Source organism: Marinoscillum furvescens DSM 4134 (assembly GCF_003386095.1).
GTDB lineage: Bacteria > Bacteroidota > Bacteroidia > Cytophagales > Cyclobacteriaceae > Marinoscillum > Marinoscillum furvescens.
Genome location: NZ_QREG01000011.1, coordinates 33,039 through 52,600, shown reverse-complemented (window position 1 = coordinate 52,600; position 19,562 = coordinate 33,039). Strand labels below are relative to the sequence as shown.

Annotated in this window: 18 protein-coding genes; 14 read left to right on the top strand and 4 right to left on the bottom strand. The window is 45.3% G+C overall.

Annotated features, from left to right (window positions below; genetic code table 11):
- Positions 1–171 precede the first annotated feature (171 nt).
- Together C7460_RS12430 and C7460_RS12425 are read left to right on the top strand one after the other, a co-directional pair.
- Positions 172–957, top strand: a complete 786-nt coding sequence (locus C7460_RS12430) for an RMD1 family protein (protein ID WP_115868435.1) — start codon at positions 172–174, stop codon at positions 955–957.
- 30 nt (positions 958–987) lie between these two features.
- A complete protein-coding gene (locus C7460_RS12425) occupies positions 988–1,662 on the top strand; it encodes a hypothetical protein (protein ID WP_115868434.1) in 675 nt (224 codons plus the stop codon).
- Between the two features lie 22 nt (positions 1,663–1,684).
- On the opposite strand, the gene C7460_RS12420 is transcribed toward C7460_RS12425, so the two are convergent.
- Entirely contained in the window at positions 1,685–2,362 is a 678-nt protein-coding gene (locus C7460_RS12420; RefSeq protein WP_115868433.1) for a DUF2293 domain-containing protein, read from the bottom strand.
- 132 nt (positions 2,363–2,494) lie between these two features.
- On the opposite strand from C7460_RS12420, the gene C7460_RS12415 reads away from it, so the two are divergent.
- Complete coding sequence (locus C7460_RS12415) at positions 2,495–2,749, top strand: hypothetical protein (protein ID WP_115868432.1); 255 nt, start codon at positions 2,495–2,497, stop codon at positions 2,747–2,749.
- Positions 2,750–3,001: 252 nt separating this feature from the next.
- Positions 3,002–5,140: a DNRLRE domain-containing protein gene (locus tag C7460_RS12410; protein WP_115868431.1), complete on the top strand. Its 2,139-nt coding sequence runs from the start codon at positions 3,002–3,004 to the stop codon at positions 5,138–5,140.
- 1 nt (position 5,141) lies between these two features.
- Here the strand turns inward: C7460_RS12410 and C7460_RS12405 are convergent, their stop codons facing one another.
- The gene (locus tag C7460_RS12405; RefSeq protein WP_115868430.1) at positions 5,142–5,801 is read right to left on the bottom strand and encodes an HAD family hydrolase; all 660 of its coding nucleotides are present in this window, start codon (positions 5,799–5,801) and stop codon (positions 5,142–5,144) included.
- 204 nt (positions 5,802–6,005) lie between these two features.
- On the opposite strand from C7460_RS12405, the gene C7460_RS12400 reads away from it, so the two are divergent.
- Complete coding sequence (locus C7460_RS12400) at positions 6,006–8,366, top strand: fibronectin type III domain-containing protein (RefSeq protein WP_115868429.1); 2,361 nt, start codon at positions 6,006–6,008, stop codon at positions 8,364–8,366.
- A gap of 20 nt (positions 8,367–8,386) precedes the next feature.
- Here the strand turns inward: C7460_RS12400 and C7460_RS12395 are convergent, their stop codons facing one another.
- A complete protein-coding gene (locus tag C7460_RS12395; RefSeq protein WP_115868428.1) occupies positions 8,387–9,091 on the bottom strand; it encodes a hypothetical protein in 705 nt (234 codons plus the stop codon).
- 11 nt (positions 9,092–9,102) lie between these two features.
- A complete protein-coding gene (locus C7460_RS12390; protein WP_115868427.1) occupies positions 9,103–10,971 on the bottom strand; it encodes a hypothetical protein in 1,869 nt (622 codons plus the stop codon).
- A gap of 106 nt (positions 10,972–11,077) precedes the next feature.
- Between C7460_RS12390 and C7460_RS12385 the strand changes: the two genes are divergently transcribed.
- The 9 genes from C7460_RS12385 to C7460_RS12350 all read left to right on the top strand — a co-directional run bounded on the left by C7460_RS12385 (position 11,078) and on the right by C7460_RS12350 (position 19,558).
- Positions 11,078–12,046 (top strand): phosphotransferase, encoded by a 969-nt coding sequence (locus C7460_RS12385; RefSeq protein ID WP_115868545.1) that lies wholly within the window; start codon positions 11,078–11,080, stop codon positions 12,044–12,046.
- Positions 12,043–12,927, top strand: a complete 885-nt coding sequence (locus C7460_RS12380) for an inositol monophosphatase family protein (protein ID WP_115868426.1) — start codon at positions 12,043–12,045, stop codon at positions 12,925–12,927. Before C7460_RS12385 ends, C7460_RS12380 begins: the two co-directional genes overlap by 4 nt.
- 372 nt (positions 12,928–13,299) lie before the next feature.
- Positions 13,300–13,494, top strand: a complete 195-nt coding sequence (locus C7460_RS12375; protein WP_115868425.1) for a cold-shock protein — start codon at positions 13,300–13,302, stop codon at positions 13,492–13,494.
- A gap of 32 nt (positions 13,495–13,526) precedes the next feature.
- Positions 13,527–13,724, top strand: a complete 198-nt coding sequence (locus tag C7460_RS12370; protein ID WP_115868424.1) for a cold-shock protein — start codon at positions 13,527–13,529, stop codon at positions 13,722–13,724.
- A gap of 400 nt (positions 13,725–14,124) precedes the next feature.
- Positions 14,125–14,367 carry a hypothetical protein gene (locus C7460_RS23510; RefSeq protein WP_147302938.1) on the top strand — a complete coding sequence of 81 codons (243 nt, stop codon included), beginning with the start codon at positions 14,125–14,127 and terminating at the stop codon, positions 14,365–14,367.
- Positions 14,368–14,753: 386 nt separating this feature from the next.
- Complete coding sequence (locus C7460_RS12365) at positions 14,754–15,101, top strand: DUF3024 domain-containing protein (protein ID WP_115868423.1); 348 nt, start codon at positions 14,754–14,756, stop codon at positions 15,099–15,101.
- A gap of 494 nt (positions 15,102–15,595) precedes the next feature.
- Positions 15,596–17,116 (top strand): hypothetical protein, encoded by a 1,521-nt coding sequence (locus C7460_RS12360; protein ID WP_115868422.1) that lies wholly within the window; start codon positions 15,596–15,598, stop codon positions 17,114–17,116.
- A gap of 14 nt (positions 17,117–17,130) precedes the next feature.
- Entirely contained in the window at positions 17,131–17,535 is a 405-nt protein-coding gene (locus C7460_RS12355; RefSeq protein ID WP_147302937.1) for a hypothetical protein, read from the top strand.
- 13 nt (positions 17,536–17,548) lie between these two features.
- Positions 17,549–19,558 (top strand): tyrosinase family protein, encoded by a 2,010-nt coding sequence (locus C7460_RS12350; protein ID WP_115868420.1) that lies wholly within the window; start codon positions 17,549–17,551, stop codon positions 19,556–19,558.
- The last annotated feature ends 4 nt before the right edge of the window (positions 19,559–19,562 follow it).

The following is a 19,562-nucleotide window of genomic DNA, read 5'->3' as shown; positions in this document are numbered from 1 at the left end:
CTAAAATACGATGCAATCACTATTTGGTTAAGTAAATCTGCTGATTGCTGCTTAAAATGTCGTGCATACCAATGCACAACGTCGGATGCTTTTAGGACAAAATAAATCTGCTATCAACAGGACACTTTTGTACACGGTTTACGTAGATGAGCAAAACACTATTTCTAATCTATGGAAGCTCTACATCTGGCCTTTAAAGCCCACCACATCGCAGACAAGCTGGATGTGGCCAAATACAAACAGACGTACCCTGATTGTCTGATTGCTACGGGTACTCGCGAGCTCTATTATCAGTTTGAAATGAACCGATATGCATACATCGTGAGCTACGGCGCTGTGGTACTAGCGGGATTTGATGACGAAGAGGAATTTCTCAAAAAGCTCAAACCCTTTGCTACAGAGCTGCATCAGCATCCGTCAAAAGATGATCTCGAAGTAATTTACGCAAGCGAAGATCAATCTTTGAGCCTCAGCTTCGATACACTTTCGTTAGGGAGGCTGGACGTACCCACGAATAAGCTGGTGATGATGCACCTGGCCCAAACGGTGGCTTTGGCGCATTACAATACGCAAAGTCAGGCGCTCTTGAGCGAATTAAAGACTTACACGCTTTATATGCAGAAGTATGGTAAAGTAAAACTCGGTCATAAAAAGGCACTCCAATTCATCGGCAAAAGTCTAACAGCCAAAAACAACATAGCGGAAAATCTCTACATACTGGATAGCCCTAAGGTAGCCTGGGAAGATGAATACCTCGACAAGTTACACGCCACGCTAGCGCATCATTTTGAGTTGGTGCCCCGATACCGGGAAATAGACAATACGTTGAAAATCATCGAGGACAACCTGGCTATTTACATTTCTTATAACCATCACCGGGAAAGTAGTCGACTGGAGTGGATCATTATCATCCTGATAGTCATCGAAGTGATAGACACCTTTTGGAGCAAGCTTTAAAGTCTGACAGAAAGCCTAGTTTTGTCGGATATGGACATGCTCAAGCGAAGTTTGGATCATTTATATCACGACGAACTACTTCCATTGATACAAGATGCATTTGAAGAATGTAGCTACGATCATGGCAGGCATTTGATCAATTTATCCAATGAAAATGGAAGTGAAATAGGCTATGTGAGATTGCCTCTTCACCTGCAGGTAACTGACGACCTGCAGGTGGTAGACCATGAAGCCATGTCCTTGTATCTCGCCGTTGAATCGGGGAATGCCGCTATCTGCCTAATGGATGGCACAGAGCTAGAATATCACACTACCTTTTCGGCCTACATGACCCGCAAAAAGCAGGGCTTTAGCCAAATCAAATACCTCAACAAAAAAGGGAAATCCCGTGCTGGATCAAGGGTGCGCCTGGCTGAAACCGTCACCTTTTTTGAGAATATCAACACCACCATGGTAGAGCTTATGGAAGACTATGCCATCGATCGGTTGGGGCTGTCTTGCAGCACTTCGTTGATCCCTTATCTGTTTCAATCCAAAGTCCCTTTTCCAGTAGATAAAAAGGACTCCATGCTTTACAAAATCCCCCTTCACATCCCGCAATCCAATTTCACTAATCTCAAAGCAGCTATCGACGAGCTATCGGTGCCTACAGTTTTTTACAAAGCGGAGAATGAGTCTTCGGTACAGGAAGCTTTTTCTTTTTGAGCACGCCATTTAAAGTGTTCGCTTATTTGCTCAGCTTGTTCACTGCCAATAGAAGAGGACAGGAAGGAGGTCTTTGCCCTCCCTTGCGGAAGGAGTTGAGCACTTTAACGGACTGTTGTGCCAGCTGTCTGCGCACTTTTCTCCGCTCACCTTTCACTCTGGCTATTTTTAGGTTGTCGTAGTTGGTGGTATGATGCCTCATCCAGGCAATGACCGCTTTGCCGGCTCGGTCTTCTATTGGTATTTGACTGGTGCGGGCCACGGTACCACTTCCTATCGGTATGGCATGTTCGGTGACCAACTCAGCCAGCGTTTTCTGCAAGCCTTCATAGCAGGTAGGGAAGTTTAGGTAATTCGTTACCGCTTCTGTAAATTCCTGTCGGTAAGCCTCTTGCTTTCGCGCACGAGATTTTGCAGCGGAGGCCTGTTTTTTGGCATAGTCTGGAGCTGACCGCATGGCGTCCACAGCTTCTTTGGCCTGAGTGATGTGATGGGTAGGTGCCCAAATGCCTTTAGACATGGTGCGTCTGCCTTTTTTGATCTGTACCCGCCAGCATTCGCCCATAGCTGTTACTTTTCTGGTCACAGCGGCATCACCCGCCGGCAAAAAGCTCCATCCAGCAGGAGGCTTTTCATGAATGCCGTATTCGTTGGTGATGTATCCGGCAGGCCCCTGGCTGACTACTCGAATGTTGCTCATAGACTGAAATCTGAAACGGTCCGCAATTTGTAAAGATCTTACCAAAATAGCAGTAGGAAATGGCAAGACGTGTGCATTCCTTGCAAAAAGATGTCCATCTTTGAACTCTACTTTTGAAAGACACAGAAGCTTATGTTTGACGGTGCCGATTTTCCTAAATCCCTCGATGAAGACGTTTTTGATGCCTGGCTCGAAGAAGGACGATCCAAAAAGATCAGTTACAACTTTATGCTGGTCGTTTGGAATGAGTTTGACGGTAAGTACTTACCAGTATACGCTGAAGATCGCTCCGCCTTCACTGAGTATGAGCAATATGGAGCTTCTAATAGCCATGAATCTCTCGTGGCAGTTTATGATTTGTTTTCTGAGTCTAGAGTGCATGTCTAAGACACTGCGTTGGTAGGTGGACACCTTACTGGCTGTAGATGACTTTAATTATTTGATTAATTATCAGTAACTTATAGGAAGTGAATTTTCTTTCTGAACCATAGTCAGAACGTGCTCCATGGTACAACCTAAATACATTTGGCAATTTCACTATACCATGTTTAGGGTAACATGTGTAGTATGAAAGGCGAAAGGTGTCCTATGGTGTCACAAAGAAAATTCAGATAATTATGACGAACAGATCATACCGCCATGAAAACTTTCACTACCATCCTATTGGCTAGTCTGCTTGCTTACAGTGTAAAGGCACAGACTACAGTTACGCTCAACCCCGCTAAAGACAACACGCTTTTTGCCGAAAGTGGCAGCAAATCCAATGGGCAAGGTTATTTATTCGCTGGTATTACCAACACTGCCAAGTCTGGAAACATCCGTCGGGCCTTGTTACAATTTGATTTGTCCTCGATTCCTACCGATGCTACCATTACCAGTGCATCCTTGACGCTAAATGTCAATAAAGCAAGCAAAGCCTCCGCGGGCCAAACCTTTTCGCTACACCGCCTTACTAAAGATTGGGGAGAGGGTACCTCCGATGCCACTGGTGCAGAAGGTGGAGGAGCCACAGCCATTGCACCAGATGCAACATGGACAGATGCGATGCTTGGTACTTCGAGTTGGACAAATGCCGGTGGAGACTATGAAAGCACTGCGTCAGCCTCCTTGGCTATGTCTTCAGGCACGGGCAATCAGACTTTTAGTTCCAGTTCTGGTTTGATTGCTGATATTCAGGCCTGGCTAGATGGAAGTAGCTCGAACTTTGGGTGGATACTTATAGGCGAGGAGTCTGCCACCAGTGCAAGAAGGTTTGGGAGCAAGGAGCAGGGTACTGCGCCAGTATTGTCTATAACCTATGAGGCGCCACTTACTTGGACGGGTAGTAGTTCCACCGATTGGAATACAGCGTCTAATTGGTCATCGGGTACAGTGCCTGGTGAGACCGATGATGTGATTATTCCTGATGTCTCGGGTGCCTCTGGAAATTTCCCCGTGGTAACAGGTGATTTTTCCATCCACGATCTTGAAATAGCTGCTAGTGCCAGTCTTACGGTGAGTTCTGGGGTGTCATTCGCTATCATGGGCGCTGTAAGCGGCACTGGTATGGGTATTGTAGAGCAAGCCATGATGGGAGGGAACGGGACCAAAAACTCTGGTGGCTACAATATCCTGAGTAGTCCTTTTTCGAATGCGACAATTGGTTCTTTAGGGAGTCCCAATCTGGTGTATACGTTTGATGGTGCCAACTATGTAAACATCACTTCAAGTACCTCAACGCCACTGACACCAGGTGCCGGCTATTTTGTAGCTTATGATAAGACAAGTCCTACACTTTCGCTCCAAGGTAAATTCAATCATGGGAGTGTTTCCTATTCCCTTTCAGGAAGTTCTGAGTTTCATTTGGTGGGCAATCCCTATGCGGCGGCTATTAGTCGCACGGATTTTTTGGCGGCCAATTCTACAGATCATATCGATGGTGCACTCTACTTTTGGGATGATGGTGGTAGTAACAATGGCGCTGTACGTGCCGGAGTGTACGTTTCAGTAGATGCTGCTGGCAACACCACCAATGGTTCCTTCGACGGAAACATTCGGTCTATGCAGGGCTTTTATGTCTTCACAGGGACCAATAATAACCCGACGGTGCAATTTACCCCCGCCATGCAGCAAGCAACTGCCGGAGTAAATAGTGATGGCGGCTATTACCGCCAAAGCAGTCAACAGGTGCGGATAGCCGTAACTGATGGCAAAATAGTGGATGAACTTCTGCTGAACTTTTCAACGGAAGCAAGCTTCGAAAATGAAGCGGGCCTGGATGTTCACAAGCTCCTAAACCCTCAGTTGTCTTTCTACAGCATATTCAACGAAGAAAAGTGGGCCATTCAGGCCTTGCCACTTGAACCTATGGTTTTAGATCTGGGGATTGAGGCAGAACCAGCTGCTAGTCTGTCGATTAAAATGAAAACCAATACCACAGGTTTTCCTATTTACCTGGTAGATCAAGTAACCCAGACTTATCACTTGTTGGCCGATCATTCTTTTGAATTACCCTCCGGTCAGCACAATGAACGATTTGCTCTTAGTATTGGTAGTTCACCTTTACAGGCTGAAAGTGATAGACCAATCACTGTGCATGCACATAGCAATCAGCTAAAAATCATGGCTGATTATCAGGGGTCTGTCGGTGCTGCTGTTTACAGCCTTGACGGAAAAGAGGTGGTTAAGAAAAACATATGGTTTGTTGATAGCCAGGCGCTTATGGACGTACGCTTATCTAAAAATCAGCTTTATATCTTGAAAATAGCAGGGCAAACCATCAAGTTTTTGATGCTGTAGGCTAGGACAGCACCTCCTTGATTTGCTCAAAATGGATTTCTTTAAAATTCTTAATCACTTTATCTGCCTGACTGTAGTCTTGATTTTTTGAATGCACGCTATCAAAAGCCACACAGTAAATGCCTGCACCTTTGGCTGCAGCTATGCCATTGGTAGCATCCTCTATCACAATACACTCTTCCGTTCCAAATCCGGTAGCTTCAGCAGCTTTGATGAAAATTTCCGGGTGTGGCTTAGAAGCTTCAAGGTCCGCTCCACTGAGCTTAGCTTTGAAATACTTGTTTAGGTCGAAGCGTTTGAAGATACGCTCGATGCTCGCCATAGTGGCAGAAGACCCCAACACCAGCGTAAGCCCATTTTGATAGTAGTCTTCGATGAGTTCACGTACTCCGGCAATCAGATCAAAATCCTTATCATTATCAAAAATTACATCGTAATGCCTTCGCTTGATGGCCGCCAGTTCTTCGGGTGAGTGTGAGAGGCTAAAGGTTTCTTTTAGCTGTTTGCAGACGTTGATCGTAGATTTGCCAGTGAGAGAGTCGTACAGTTCCTCAGAAACATCAACCCCCACTTCATCAAACATCTGGTAATAGGCACGGTAGTGTAGCGGTTCGCTATCGATGATCACACCGTCCATATCAAATATCACAGCTTTTAGCATTTGTCTTTTTTATTGCGAATATAGCATTCCATTTTTTGATCCATTGCTGACAAGGTGGCCTAAACAAAGATTTACTGAGTTTTTCAAAATTTGTGGTGCATCACATAATAATAAGCCAATCCGAGGGTTGTCCCTTTATAGTCATGTCAACACCCAACTCGAATTAAACGCCAATAACCATGAGACAAGCAATTCTAAACCAAAATGAAACAGCTTATCATCCTGTTTTTACTTTTAACCATCACAACGGCTAGCTACACACAAAGCGGAAACGCAGCTTTAAAAAACACCACACCGGTAAGCCGCGAAATGGGAGCCGTAGACGGCTACCTGTTGCATTTACCACCTGGCTATCATCAAAACCCTCAAAAACGATATCCCCTTATTGTTTACCTGCACGGTACTGGAGAGCGTGGCAATGGATCTTCAGACTTGTACAAGATTGCGAAAGTAGGATGTCCTTCCCGACGAGCTGAAGAGCAGGGGAGTCTCTGCTTTACGGTGGATGGAAAGGAGCATTGCTTTATAGTCATCAGTCCGCAACTGCGCCCGCAGAACAACTGGACAGCCAACAATCAGGAGCGTTTTTGGCAACATATACTGGAAGAAGCTGATTATCGCATTGACTACAGCCGGGTATACCTGACCGGACACTCGCTAGGAGGCAATGGCACCTGGGAAGCCGCCTATGCTGATCAAAACGAGCCCAATCGCTTTGCCGCCATTGCGCCTCTTTCTTATTGGACCAACAAATCAAGGCTGTGTAGAGTCGCCGACCGTGAAATCCCGGTTTGGGCATTTTGCGGCACCCAAGACGGCAGATTCATTGGCCATAGCCGCAGCGCTATCAAAACCCTCCGAGAATGCCCACGCAACCCCAATGTGGAAATCAAGTTTACAGAGGTGAAGGGGGCCGGACATAGCATTACCGGGCCTACCTACCGTACGAATCACTCCATGTACAATCCTAATTTGTACGAATGGCTGCTGACCAAGGTCAAAGGATCCAATTCGACGCATGCTTCTGCTCCAGCACCACCCAATCAACTGTCAGCTAATGCTAAAGGACCCAACACCATCGCTTTGACCTGGACAGATCGGTCTGCTGATGAAGAGGGATTCAAGGTATTTCGATCTACAGTTTCTGGAAATGACTTTGAGCACATTATGACCTTAAGCACCAACAAGTCAAGCTTTCAAGATCAGGATCTCAAGGCATCTACGAAGTACTATTACAAATTACAGGCATTCAATACTGAGGGTACCTCGCCGTATACGCAGCAGGTTTCAGCTACCACAGAAGGCACGACTCAGATGGAAAATTCCATTTCCTGGACGGAAATTATTGGAGCAGATTTAAAGTATGGTCAGCTACTCAAAACCGCCGCTTATGGATGGGGAAATAGCGGGGCAGTTTCAGAAGAAACGATTCCATACGGATCAGATGGCTGGGTTTCGATGCGTATCGAAGATCCTGATAAGGCTGACCTTGCCTTTGGACTTTCTTCAGAAAATATAAACAACAATCCAACAAGTATTGATTTTGGCTTTGAGCTGTCTCGACACAATCGTGCCTTCTGGATCCGTGAAAAAGGGGATCGGCGCTATATGGGTTCCTTTTCCATGGGCGATGTATTCAAAATAGAGCGTAAGGCCTCAGTGATCTATTACTACCAATCCGGACAATTGATTGCTACGAGTAATCAGCAGTCGAAATCTGCGCTCATGGCGGATGTGGCACTGCTACACACTGGCGTCACGCTTTTCGATGGCAAAATGGGTGCAGACTCTAAAGGCAATCCGGCCCAATATGTGAATTGGGTGGAAGTAAAGGGTGCGAAAGTGGAGAGCACTCGGCTGGTTAAAACTGCAAAATACGGATGGGGAAATGCCGGTGCAGCCACAGCCAGCAATATCCCAGCACATGCCGATGGTTGGCTGCAAATGACCATTGGTGATGCCAGCAAAGCCAATCTGGCCATAGGCCTGTCGCCATATAACCCAGACGATCACCCCGAAACGGTGGCGTATGGCTTTGAGCTTTCTCAGTATAACAATGCTTATTGGAAAAGGGAGGGCAGCCAGCGAACTTACCTGGGCAGTTTTGACACAGGCGATGTGCTACGCGTGGAGCGCAAAGGCCATGAAATGCGCTATTTGCGAAATGGAAACATCATAGCTCGGTCTTCCATCTCTAATGCCCCGGAGCTCGTAGGAGATGTAAGTCTTTTGCACACAGGTGCATGTGCTGAGGCGGTAAAATTGTACACAGATTCGGAGAATACTCAAGCACGCCAGGAGGCAACAAAACCTGCTGCTGTGGACCGTACGATTAATTTATACCCCAATCCAATCGGTGCAGCTGGTAGTCTTCATATAGTAATAGAAGGCTATGAGTCGGAAGGTAAGCTGATGGTCTATGACATGAGCGGAAAGCTAGTTGTACAACAGGCTCTTACTGGCGGTCAAAATCGTTTGGATTTCAGTCACTTGCAGCAGTCGATGTATGCATACCGACTAATGATCAATGGGCAATCAGTGAAAAATGGGGTGCTAAGGAGGTGATGATAGTTGAAAAAGACCTCTCAATCTTTATTGAAGAGGTCTTTTACCATTTCCTTTGAGATCCCCATGCGTAACCCAATTTTAAATCCGCTCCAGTCAATTTTTCTTTCTGGGATGTCTCCAAAATCACCGTTTTTGTCTTCTTTTCTTTTAATATCTGAGCCGAGCATGGAGAAATCAAATTGAGCAATCATAGATATTCTCGGCTTCCGCACTAATTCGTATTCGATTCCCCCAATAAGAGTTCCGTTATAGGCATCATAGTAATCCCGATAAGTACCTGATAACTCTTCAAAAATCAACAAACGTTGTTCTATTAAAAAAGACGAATAAGTAACCCCAAGGCTGTAAATAAAATAAGTTCTTTTCATGGTAAGGTCAACTTGGCCTGAAAGGCCGAAAGTGTATCCCTGGAGTAACATATCCGTAGTAAAGTAACCTGTTCTATCCTCGTAGTAACTTCGTCCGCCTGTAGACTGATACATAAACCAGGGGCCAATCATTCCTCTCCGAGATTTTAAACGAATAGAAGCATCAAATGCCAAATAAGGAGGGAATGATTCGGTCTTTTCAGATCCCACGAAAATTCCATTAAAATCCTCTTGAAGATTACGAATGTCCTTTAAGTGGAAATTAGCGCCATAAACACCCAAATTGAAATCAATATCTTGTCCAAGTAGGGTTAATGATAAAGCCATCAATATAGTAATGAACACAGGTTTCATGTTTATTCTTATTAAAGGTTGAATTTGATGGCTTTGCCTTTCCGGTCAAATAAATGGTTTTGCAGATATCTAACTTTTGAGGAATCCCACACCTTAAATGTCTGTACTGTGTCTCCTTCAAAGTTCATTACAAATGAAAGCTCATTCCGGCTATGGTAACCTTTAATTAAGATAATCCTTCGTTCGTTCGAGGGTATGTCATAGCCAAGTGGTATTAATCCATATTTACTGATTGATTCCCCATAATGGTTTAATTTAAATAAAGGAGAAATTTCCTGAGTGTTTAAATCATAATGATTTATGGTCGTATCTGTAAAATGAAGAAGCTCAGAGTTGTTGATAAAATGACCACTAGCGAAATGGTTACTGAGTGTCAAATAGTCTTCAAAATAGCCACCGTTATTTTTATACATTTTACCTTCACGAAATAGGTGTTCACCATTAGGAGACATGTGCACGGCTTGCCCGTATAATCCCGTTTGCCAGTTTTCCATTATTAATTTTTCGTTATTGATATCGTAAATGATACTTTCTCTACTGCCGAGCAATACCATGCCATTATTTGAGAAAACACTATGATGTCGATGATGTAGAGGTTTATAATATCCAAATGCAGACAAGTCTATCTGATTTTTAATAGAGAGGTCAGAAACAGCTATGTCGTATAGCATCCCAGAGGCTGCATCCACTGAGATGAGACGATCACCAGTGGATGTAATTGCATATTGACCATAATCACTGGTGTTATTTGGAACCGGATATTGCAAAGTGTCCAATACCTCCATGCTGTTTTCATCAACCTTATAAAGATAATGTGTTCGATCGTTCAGCTTTCTTAGGATAAAGCTTCGTGAGGCTTCAGAGTAGACTACTTCATCGAATTCTGGAATGGATCTGCCTAAAGAATTTTCGTTGAAGAAAAGAAAAGAATGATCTGAAGTATTCACTTTTATCATCGAACTGACAGTTTTTCCAAAAATTGGTTCATCTGTCAGATGAATGTGCTGGTATGCTGTGTCCAGTTTACTGTAGGTCTTATCTTCAATATTAGTGATAATATTATAACTGGTGATGAACTTGTATAATTGTGGTTGACGCATCTTGACAGCTATGGTGCTATCACTATTTGGGTAGATGATAAATGGATCATCCAATCTGAAGTCCATTGAGGAACCTTTTGTTTTCAACCGTTCATAAGTGAAAGTACTTAAACTGAAGGAAATTTCACCGTTAAGAAAGTAGGGGTAAGACACTTGAGTTTCACTCGGCTCTATCCTCATTGACGGGTAGTTAATATTCGGATTACTAGGGTCGATTGCCCGCAACAAGAAATAGTCAAAATTTAATAATTCTGGCCTTTCCCAACTCACGATTAATTCACCGTCCTTAACAGCTACTGAAGAGATATTAACCGTGTCTGGTGTAGTATCCACAAAAAGCTCCCATTGTAAGCTATAGGTATTAGTCACTCCGGCTCTTCCAGCCAGTTCATTTCCATAGAATTCTATCTTAGGATTGATTTCAAGCGTGTGAGGTCCTTCTTCAAGCGAAAACGGGTCAATTTCAAATCTGATCTTTTTACTGAAATGTTCTGGATTTACAGTAGCTATCTCTTCACCATCAACTGAAACGGTGGCATCATTATATCGGAGATTGTAGTCAGATTTATTATGGAAGTTGAAAGTAAAAACTGTTGTCTTATAAATGGTGTACTCTCGTGAATCCGAGGATAATTCTACCTCAAAATCTCTATCTGTTGGGGGCTCAGTCTCTGGTCCTTTGATTTCATCAAAATCAAAAGTGCAAGAAGTTAGGGAGATAATAAGTAGAATGGTCAGGTGTTGAACTGCAAACCAGTTCTTCTTAAGGAGGTTCTTCATTAATCTTAGTTGGGCAATAAAATATTAATCAAAAGTAACGCATTTTGATCAACCCAATGCTGTCAGGGCTTTGTTCATAGCTAAAAATCCCTCAGATTTGGCTTTCATGTCAGATTTCAAGCAAAGGATACTTCAGCTGTGTGGAGCTACTGCAGTGCAGGATAATGAGCAAGTGCAAGAGCTCTGGAGTGGGTATGGCCAGATTGTGCGGTATCACCTCCAGGGAGGAACCACTGCTTCTGTAATTGCCAAGCACATTCAGTTTCCCAATACCGTAAACCATCCCAGAGGGTGGCATACCTCCATTTCGCATGAGCGGAAACTCCAATCGTATCGCGTGGAAAGTCACTGGTATCAGCACTATGCTAAACACGTTGCTACAAACTGTAAAGTGCCTAACCTGTTGCATGTTGAAGATACCTCGGACGGTTTGTTGCTGGTGCTGGAAGACCTCAATGCCTCTGGATTTACGTTGCGTCATACACCGCCGACCGTCAAACTAGATACCGCAAAATCCTGCCTTAGCTGGTTGGCATGTTTTCATGCACAGCATCTCCACAAGGCACCTGAGGGCTTGTGGCCCAAGGGCACCTACTGGCACCTGGAAACGCGTCCTGATGAATGGAATGCCATGACGAATGAATCGCTAAAAGCTGCTGCTAAGGCCATCGATGAGCGTCTGAGTGCGAGTAGGTTTCAGACCATCGTGCACGGTGATGCCAAGTTGGCCAATTTTTGTTTTTCCCCCACGGGAGCAGTAGCCGCAGTAGATTTTCAATACGTAGGAGGTGGCTGCGGTATGAAAGATGTGGCGTACTTCATCAGCAGCTGCTATTCAGGGGTGGAGTGTGAAAAACTGGCTCCCAGGCTCTTAAACCATTACTTTGAGCAGCTGGAAGTAGCAGTGGATAATACCATTGATTTTAAGCTGCTTAAAAAAGAATGGTTAGCGCTGTATCCGTTTGCCTGGGCAGATTTTTGCCGATTTTTAGACGGCTGGAGTCCTGGGCATTGGAAAGTACATGCCTACAGCAAACGCATGACACAAACTGCACTTAAAGCATTGACACAATGACACTTACTGAACCAGAGCTACAGCACCTATGCCAGGTTGCCATATCTGCAGCAGAAAAGGCCGGGAACTATATCCAGTCGCAGTTTGACCAACACTACGAAAAGCAACGCAAAACCGGAGGTGATTCACTGGCATCACAGGTAGTCACAGCGGTAGATATTGAGGCTCAGGATATTACACTGGATCACCTCAATCCAACCAGAGATACCTACGACCTTGGGCTGCTCACCGAGGAGCTAGCTGATGACCATTCGAGATTGACAAAGGAGTATTTCTGGTGCATCGATCCCATGGATGGCACTTTGCCATTTACCGAAAGGCGCACAGGCTATGCCGTCTCTATAGCCCTGATTAGCAAAGCAGGCGACCCGGTGGTGGGTGTAGTAATGGTGCCGGATCTGGGGCTCTGTTACCATGCCATCAAAGGATCTGGTGTCTTTTGTAATGGTGATGAACTTGATAAGCCTCAATCAGATGACAAAACGCTTCATTTTTTCATGGACCAAAGCTTTTTGGCAGAACCGTACTTTAAAGATGTACAGGAAAAGGTAAGTGCATCCGCACAAAAGCTTGGTCTACAAGGGGTGAAGTATATTCATGATTTCGGTGGTGTGCGCAATGCCCTGGGTGTGCTGCAGTCCAAACATGGGTGCTATGTAAAGTATCCTAAAAAGCGCAAGGGTTGTGGCAGTATCTGGGACTATGCAGCCACTCGGCTAATGGGAGAGGAGTTGGGCTGTGTAGTGAGTAATGCACAAGGTGAGCGCCTACACCTCAATAATGAGAACACCACCTTTATGAACACTACCGGAATACTCTATGCCACAGACCCGGCATTGGCCAGGGAGCTACTGCAGATCGGTAGAATCGTGGTTGGATAAGTGTAAGACAGCTTTCGAACGCACGAAACAGGCCAAATGACAGAAAATATTGAAATTATTTAGTGAAAACTATAAAATAACGTTGCCTATCTAAAGAATGTAGTACATTTGCGGTAGCTCGTAAAAGTTAATGAGCGCTTCAGTAGTTCCTCAGACGTGCTGTATTCACGGTAAGTCTACAATTCGTTTCTAATAGTTTCTTTCCAAAGAATTCCATTTTTAAACGTATGAGTTAGGCCGGTCCAACGAAAGTTGGTACTGCTTATTGGTTGATTATTGAAGATGTTAAGCAATGGTCCGCTTTGGCGAAACATTGTCTCACTGCTTTAGACAGCAATGATTATTAAGAATATCAATTAAATAAGTAGTACAATGCAAGAAGGAACTGTAAAGTTTTTCAACAAAGAAAAAGGGTACGGATTTATCACCCCAAGTGATTCAGGAAAAGATGTTTTCGTTCACATGAGCGGCTTGATCCACGAGATCATGGAAAATGACAAGGTGTCATTTGAAGTAGAAGAAGGAAAGAAGGGCTTGAATGCCGTAAACGTAGAGCGCATCGACTAAGATCGCATAATACAATCTATAATTATAATACAATGCAAGAAGGAAAAGTTAAATTTTTCAACACCGAAAAAGGATACGGATTCATTACTCCATCCAATTCGAGTCAAGACATATTTGTACATGCCAATGGACTGATCGATGAGATCAGAGAAAATGACATGGTACAATTTGATACTGAAGAAGGCAGAAAAGGTCTTAACGCTATCAACGTAGAGTTGATCAACGACTAATTCTCGTCAAAGGCCAGTTCGCTGGCACTTACAAAAGGGTGATTTTGCGCAAGCAAGGTCACCCTTTTTTTATGCAACAGACATGAGACTTAAGACTTAAGACATAAGACAATAGACAAGTATGAATAGGCAATAGGCAAATGGGGAAGCAGTCATCGTGCCCGCCTGCCACGCCGATAGGTGGGCCTGCCGGAGTTTACGTAGGCATGGAGCCCGTCGAAGGATAAGACACTTTTGTGATGGGTCTTGGCGAATAGGGAGGGTGGGAAGTGCACGACCCGTATGCGATTAATTTGGCGTCATTCCTGTATTTTTATACGATCTGCCACCTGGTCGATTGAATATTTAAACTGTACTAGCCATTGTATTTGAATCTGATGAAATTAATCTATTGTCAATTATGAGTCAACGAATTCAATTGGGAGTCACATCGCTGGCGATCTTACTCACCCTCACGGCATGCGAAAGTCCAAAAACGAAGAAATTAGAGCAAGAGCTCACCAATGCACAAGTGACAATCGATAGCCTTACAATCGAACTTGACAAGGCCAAGAAACAAATTCAGGAATGGAAGTCATTGGCCGAATTTCAGAATGCATTAAGACTTAAGTCCAAAGATTCAGTTGCAGACAGAAGACGATAGAAAATGGGCAGAATTCAATAGGCAATAAACAATGTACAATAGGCAATGCTAAGTAGACAAAAGACATGAGACAGAAGAAAATAGAAAATAGACAAAAGATACATCAAAAGGGTCATCGTGCCCGTCTGCCGGAGTTTACGTAGGCATGGAGCCTGCCCGCCTGCCGGAGTGAACGCACGCACGATCGAAGTTTAAGATGAAATCTTCCAGAATCAAAGCGAGAAATCAGAATTCAATAGGCAGTAGGCAACGAGCAATAGCGGGTGCACTTGCAGCGTGACATACTTGCTAACCAAGGGTTATTGAACTCCATTAAATTCTCTGTAGTTTTAACGAAAAACTAAACAAGTTCATCAAGCTCATCATTTCTAAAAATACACTATTCCATGGCTTTAGATGTAATCCAGGCAGCAGATACGATCAATGAGTTAGAAAACTTTTTGGACCGCAAACGGCCAGCTGAGCACATACGGGATCAGCTGGATATAGCTTACAAAATCGACAATCAAAGCATCATCATACATGAGGTGAGGCCTGCTTTTGAAGACCCAGATCGAACCATTGAACCACCAATAGCGAAGGCTACCTGGGTGCATACCCGCAACGAATGGAAAGTCTTTTGGATGCGAGGCAATCTCAAATGGAGTAGCTACCAAGCAAAACCCACTGTAAAATCAATTAAAGATTTTATAAAGCTTGTAGAAGAGGATAGTCATTATTGCTTCTGGGGTTAGGAGCTATCAATAGACAGCCTCATTAGGCAAACTCCAATAGGAAATGCTTAATAGACTGTAGAAGACATTAATCAAAGAGCAATAGGCAAAGATGAGATTAAAAGGGTCATCGTGCTTGCCTGCCACGCCGATAGACGAGTCCGCCTCCGGCGTGACAGGCCTACCGGAGTGTACATAGGCACGATCAAAGTTTTAGACAAAATGATCACACATCTCTTTTGAGTAGGCAGTAGCAAATCCATCGAGCATAAAAGGGCAATAAATACATTAGGCTTCCATGTTGGTCTTGGGACCAACATGCTTGCTTTTTATAATTTAATATTGGTAATTACCCCAAAATTTTGATTGCCTGGGATTCGGTAAGTGCCTTGTAGACCAAAAATATAGGCTTCTAGCAACTATCATTCACCACATATACCCCAATTGGGGTATGCGTGAGACTTGGGTTTTCTCTACCTTTCGTATTCTAATTACTAACCTAATACGAACAAGCTATGAGAAAATCACTCATCACCTACTGGGGTGTGGGCATATGTATGCTAGCAGCCTGTAAGACCACTACCAAACAAGCTCCTCAAGAGGAGTTGGAAACTGCCTCACCTTCTGAGCTATCGATCAGCTACAAGGTGCCTGGAGACCTTGCATCACCTGATGCTACTATTGAAGAGTTGGCCACCTTTGCGTGGAACGAGTTTTTTGCCCTGAATTGGCGAGCAGAATGGGCTGCGCAGGCAAGTTCACCTGCCAGCAGTCGCTCACGAGGATTGCCAGATACCAGTTGGGATTTTGCTACAAGTGGAGCGGCCCCCGATCTGGCCGTTTGGGAAACGTACATCCACCGCACGGAGCTCCGACCTGCAGACAGTAACCGCTATAAGGTCAACCTCAATACAGGAAAACCGGACTACACCTTTATAGATCCTATCAATACCAATGGAATCGAACTCTCAGACTACTGGGTAAACCTGGATGAAGACAATGAGATTGGTTCGTGCTATCTGTATGCCTACAGCGAAAACCAAGTGCTCTACATGGCCAAGTCTAACCTGACAGAGTACAACTACGTGCGTGATAAGTTTCCAGATGATGCATTGCTTTTTAAAGCAGTAAATAATGGTCAGGACCTGGAATACCTGAAAAAAGTCTCTCAGGGACAATCTTGCAATAGCGATACAGCCAGTAATGTGGTGTGCCTGCCATGTGGCGAATACGGAGGGCAAGAAGGTGCCATAGAAATCAAAACCGCCTGGAGGAAACTCACCGCGGCAGATGATCCCACTCGCTTCTTTACTCGCAAGGCAGTGTACTACACCTATATGGATAAAGACGGTGAGGCTACAGCCCAGACAGATGAGTTTGGCCTCATAGGGCTACACATCATTCACAAAACGAAAAACTACCCGGCCTTTGTCTTTGCTTCGTGGGAGCAGGTAGATGTGCGTCAGGCGCAAATGCAAACCATCGGGCAAGATGTGCCTCAAAAGATCATTAATGGAGATACGATCAACGACCCCAATGTGGATCCGCACCGCCCAGAGCCGGTAATAGACCGGGAGATCCCTTCCGAAATTCAAACAGTAAATGCTGCGGCCAAAGCGCTGATCACCAGTCAAAACGCAGCTTCTGTGTGGCAATATTACCAACTCATTGGTGTGCAGGGCAAACCGATTAACTATGAGGATCGGGCGACAGATCCCAATTATTTCATGGCCAATTATGTGATCGAATCGGATAGTACGCTCACCTTTTTTCACGGCTCATTTGGAATACCTTTCGACGAGTCCATCCAAAATGTAGTCTACAATGGCGCTACCTATAATATGGGCGGATGCCAGGGGTGTCATGGCCAGGCCCAATTGAAAGGTTCGGATTTTAGCTTCCTGCTGGACTTTGGAGCCGGAAAGCCCGTAGACCGACCAGATCCTTACCTGGCATTTGATGTGGCGCTGGATAGCGTAGGGTATGAACCTACACAGCTTATACAGATGATCAAAGCATACAGCAAGCGTAACTAATTGTTTTGCGACTATTGTTTAGGTTAGGACAGGGGTACCGGTCCGTAGTGAGTGTATTGGCACTGGTACTCCTTCCTAAATGCTCTTTGTGTGTATTCGCTATTGGTTCGGCCATATCTGTGTGTGGCCTGGACCGTGCTACTACTCCCACATGGGAATATGCCCTAATACTGGCGCTATGCCTGTTGCCTCTATGGCAACTGCGGCGTGACTGTGCAGGCAAAATTCACCTCATGGCTATAGCACTATGTGTGCTCGGCACGGGAGTTATACTGCTGAGTTTTAGTGGCAACACCTTTAGTGCCACGGGCTATTATGTAGGCATAAGCCTGCTGTCTGGTGGTCAGCTGGTGGCCGGTTCTATGTGGCGAATACCTCGCAAAGCACAACCCCATTGTAAGTCGCTCTTCAGGAACTAAAACCAATCCTTTAATGGCTAAGAAAAAACAACGGAGCAGGTATGAGCAGGTAAGGCTCATACTGGAAAAAGCTCAGGGCAAAGACTGCCCAGACTATGACGGCTATCACCGCTTTTGGGACCGTCCTTATGAGGAGTTTATCTCCATGAAACTCTATGGTATACCCATGTTTGTATTGGGTGAAAACCCAAATGAGCAGCCACCGTCTCACAGCTGCTGCCACAGCAGTGCTCAGCCGGTAGCAAAGTCCACAACAGCCGCTACTACTACCGGAGATCCGGAAGCTTCAGGACTGATACGAGGACTCAAAGGTAAATTTCCTTTTGATGGCACTCAGTTTCCCAAACTGCTATGGTCTGCGGAGCGAGAGGTGTCGGCACCAGACATACAGCTCATCGCCGACTGGATCGCAGATGGCTGCCCACAGGAAGACACTACCGATTCGCTCGACCAGGTAGAGCGCCAGCAGCTAGCTACTGGCAAAGCCACGTTTGGCGTATGCACTGCCACTACGAACCAGAAGCGACGCTCTAACGGACACCTGGCGCAGCGAAAAAACGTGGAAGAGCTCAGTGAATCAGAGCTAAACTGCTACCGTGATGCACTCAGGATTGTAAAATCAAGACCAGAGCAGGACCGCAGATCGTTTGCATACTGGGGCCGGGTGCATGGCAATTCTTGCCAGCATGGCTGGGAGAAGTTTCTGCCCTGGCATAGGTGCCAGATGTATGAGATGGAGCAGCTACTCATGGACGAAGACGAAAGCGTGGCGCTGCACTACTGGCAGTGGTCCAATAAACACTATCTGGATCCCGATACGGGCGACTACTTCATCCCCGAGGCATATCAGCTATGGATTACAGAAGAGGCTATCAGCAAGCTGGAGGCGCGTGATTTTCCCTCCGACTTGGCAGACGTGCTACGCAAGCACACAGACAAACCCTTCCAGACACTGGATGACCTCTGTTATGCGGCTTTTTATCCATCTAAAAAGCTCGACTACTACGCGGTAATCAAACCATGGAAGCAGCAGTTTTACGACCTCCTGGAGGACATCAACCCGCTCTGGTATCCCTACCGGTACCCGATGAAAACTAACTATGACCCAAAGCGTTACCCTACGCCACTTCGCACACTTCGGGACTTTCATCACCATTATCCTACCAGAACAGATATCGAGCAGATACTCGCCACCAGGTCTTTTCAGCAATTTGGTGGTGGTGATGCGTACAATGAATCCTTTGGTGTGCTGGACATGGATCCGCACAATACCATCCATATCTGGTCAGGAGGATACAACCCCAACTACGACCCCAATGACCCTCTGGAGCCTAAATACGGAGATATGCTCAATAACCTGACGGCTGGTTTTGACCCGATCTTCTACGCGCACCATGCCAATGTGGACCGAATGTGGTACAAGTGGCAGGTGAAGCATCCCGGGCTTACTCCAGACGGTGGAAACAGCGTGTTGGTACCTTTCAACTATTTGGTGGGAGAGACCTACAACATCCATCGGTTTGGCTACGAATATGTTCGCTCTGGTCATTACATGCAGGGTAATAAGGAGCTAGGCATCAGGAAGTTAAAGACTGACAAAGTGAATGTCTCTCATACTGCACTGGAGCATCACGAAAAGGCCGAGGTAAAGCTCATCAATGTTACACAGCCTAACCAATCATTGTTTGTAAAAGTCTTTTTGAACCTGGACAGTCCAGAGCCTGGAGACCGTGACAAGCACCCGGATCACTATGTGGGCAGCTTCGTTTTATTCGGGCATGGGCAGTGTATAGGCAGTAGCGGGCATTGCGACCCTCCGGGCCGCCGCAGGGTAGGTGATGTACGTGAGCGTCATCACAACACACCGTGGAATTACCGGCTGGATGCCACGCAGTGTGTCTCCAAACTTATAGAGCAAGGTGAAAAAGACTTTCATGTGAACCTACTGGTGCAAGACACGGATGGTGAAGCGCTCACCGACCTGCTCCGTATGGAAGCACTTTCTCTTGATTTTATCGACTAAATCC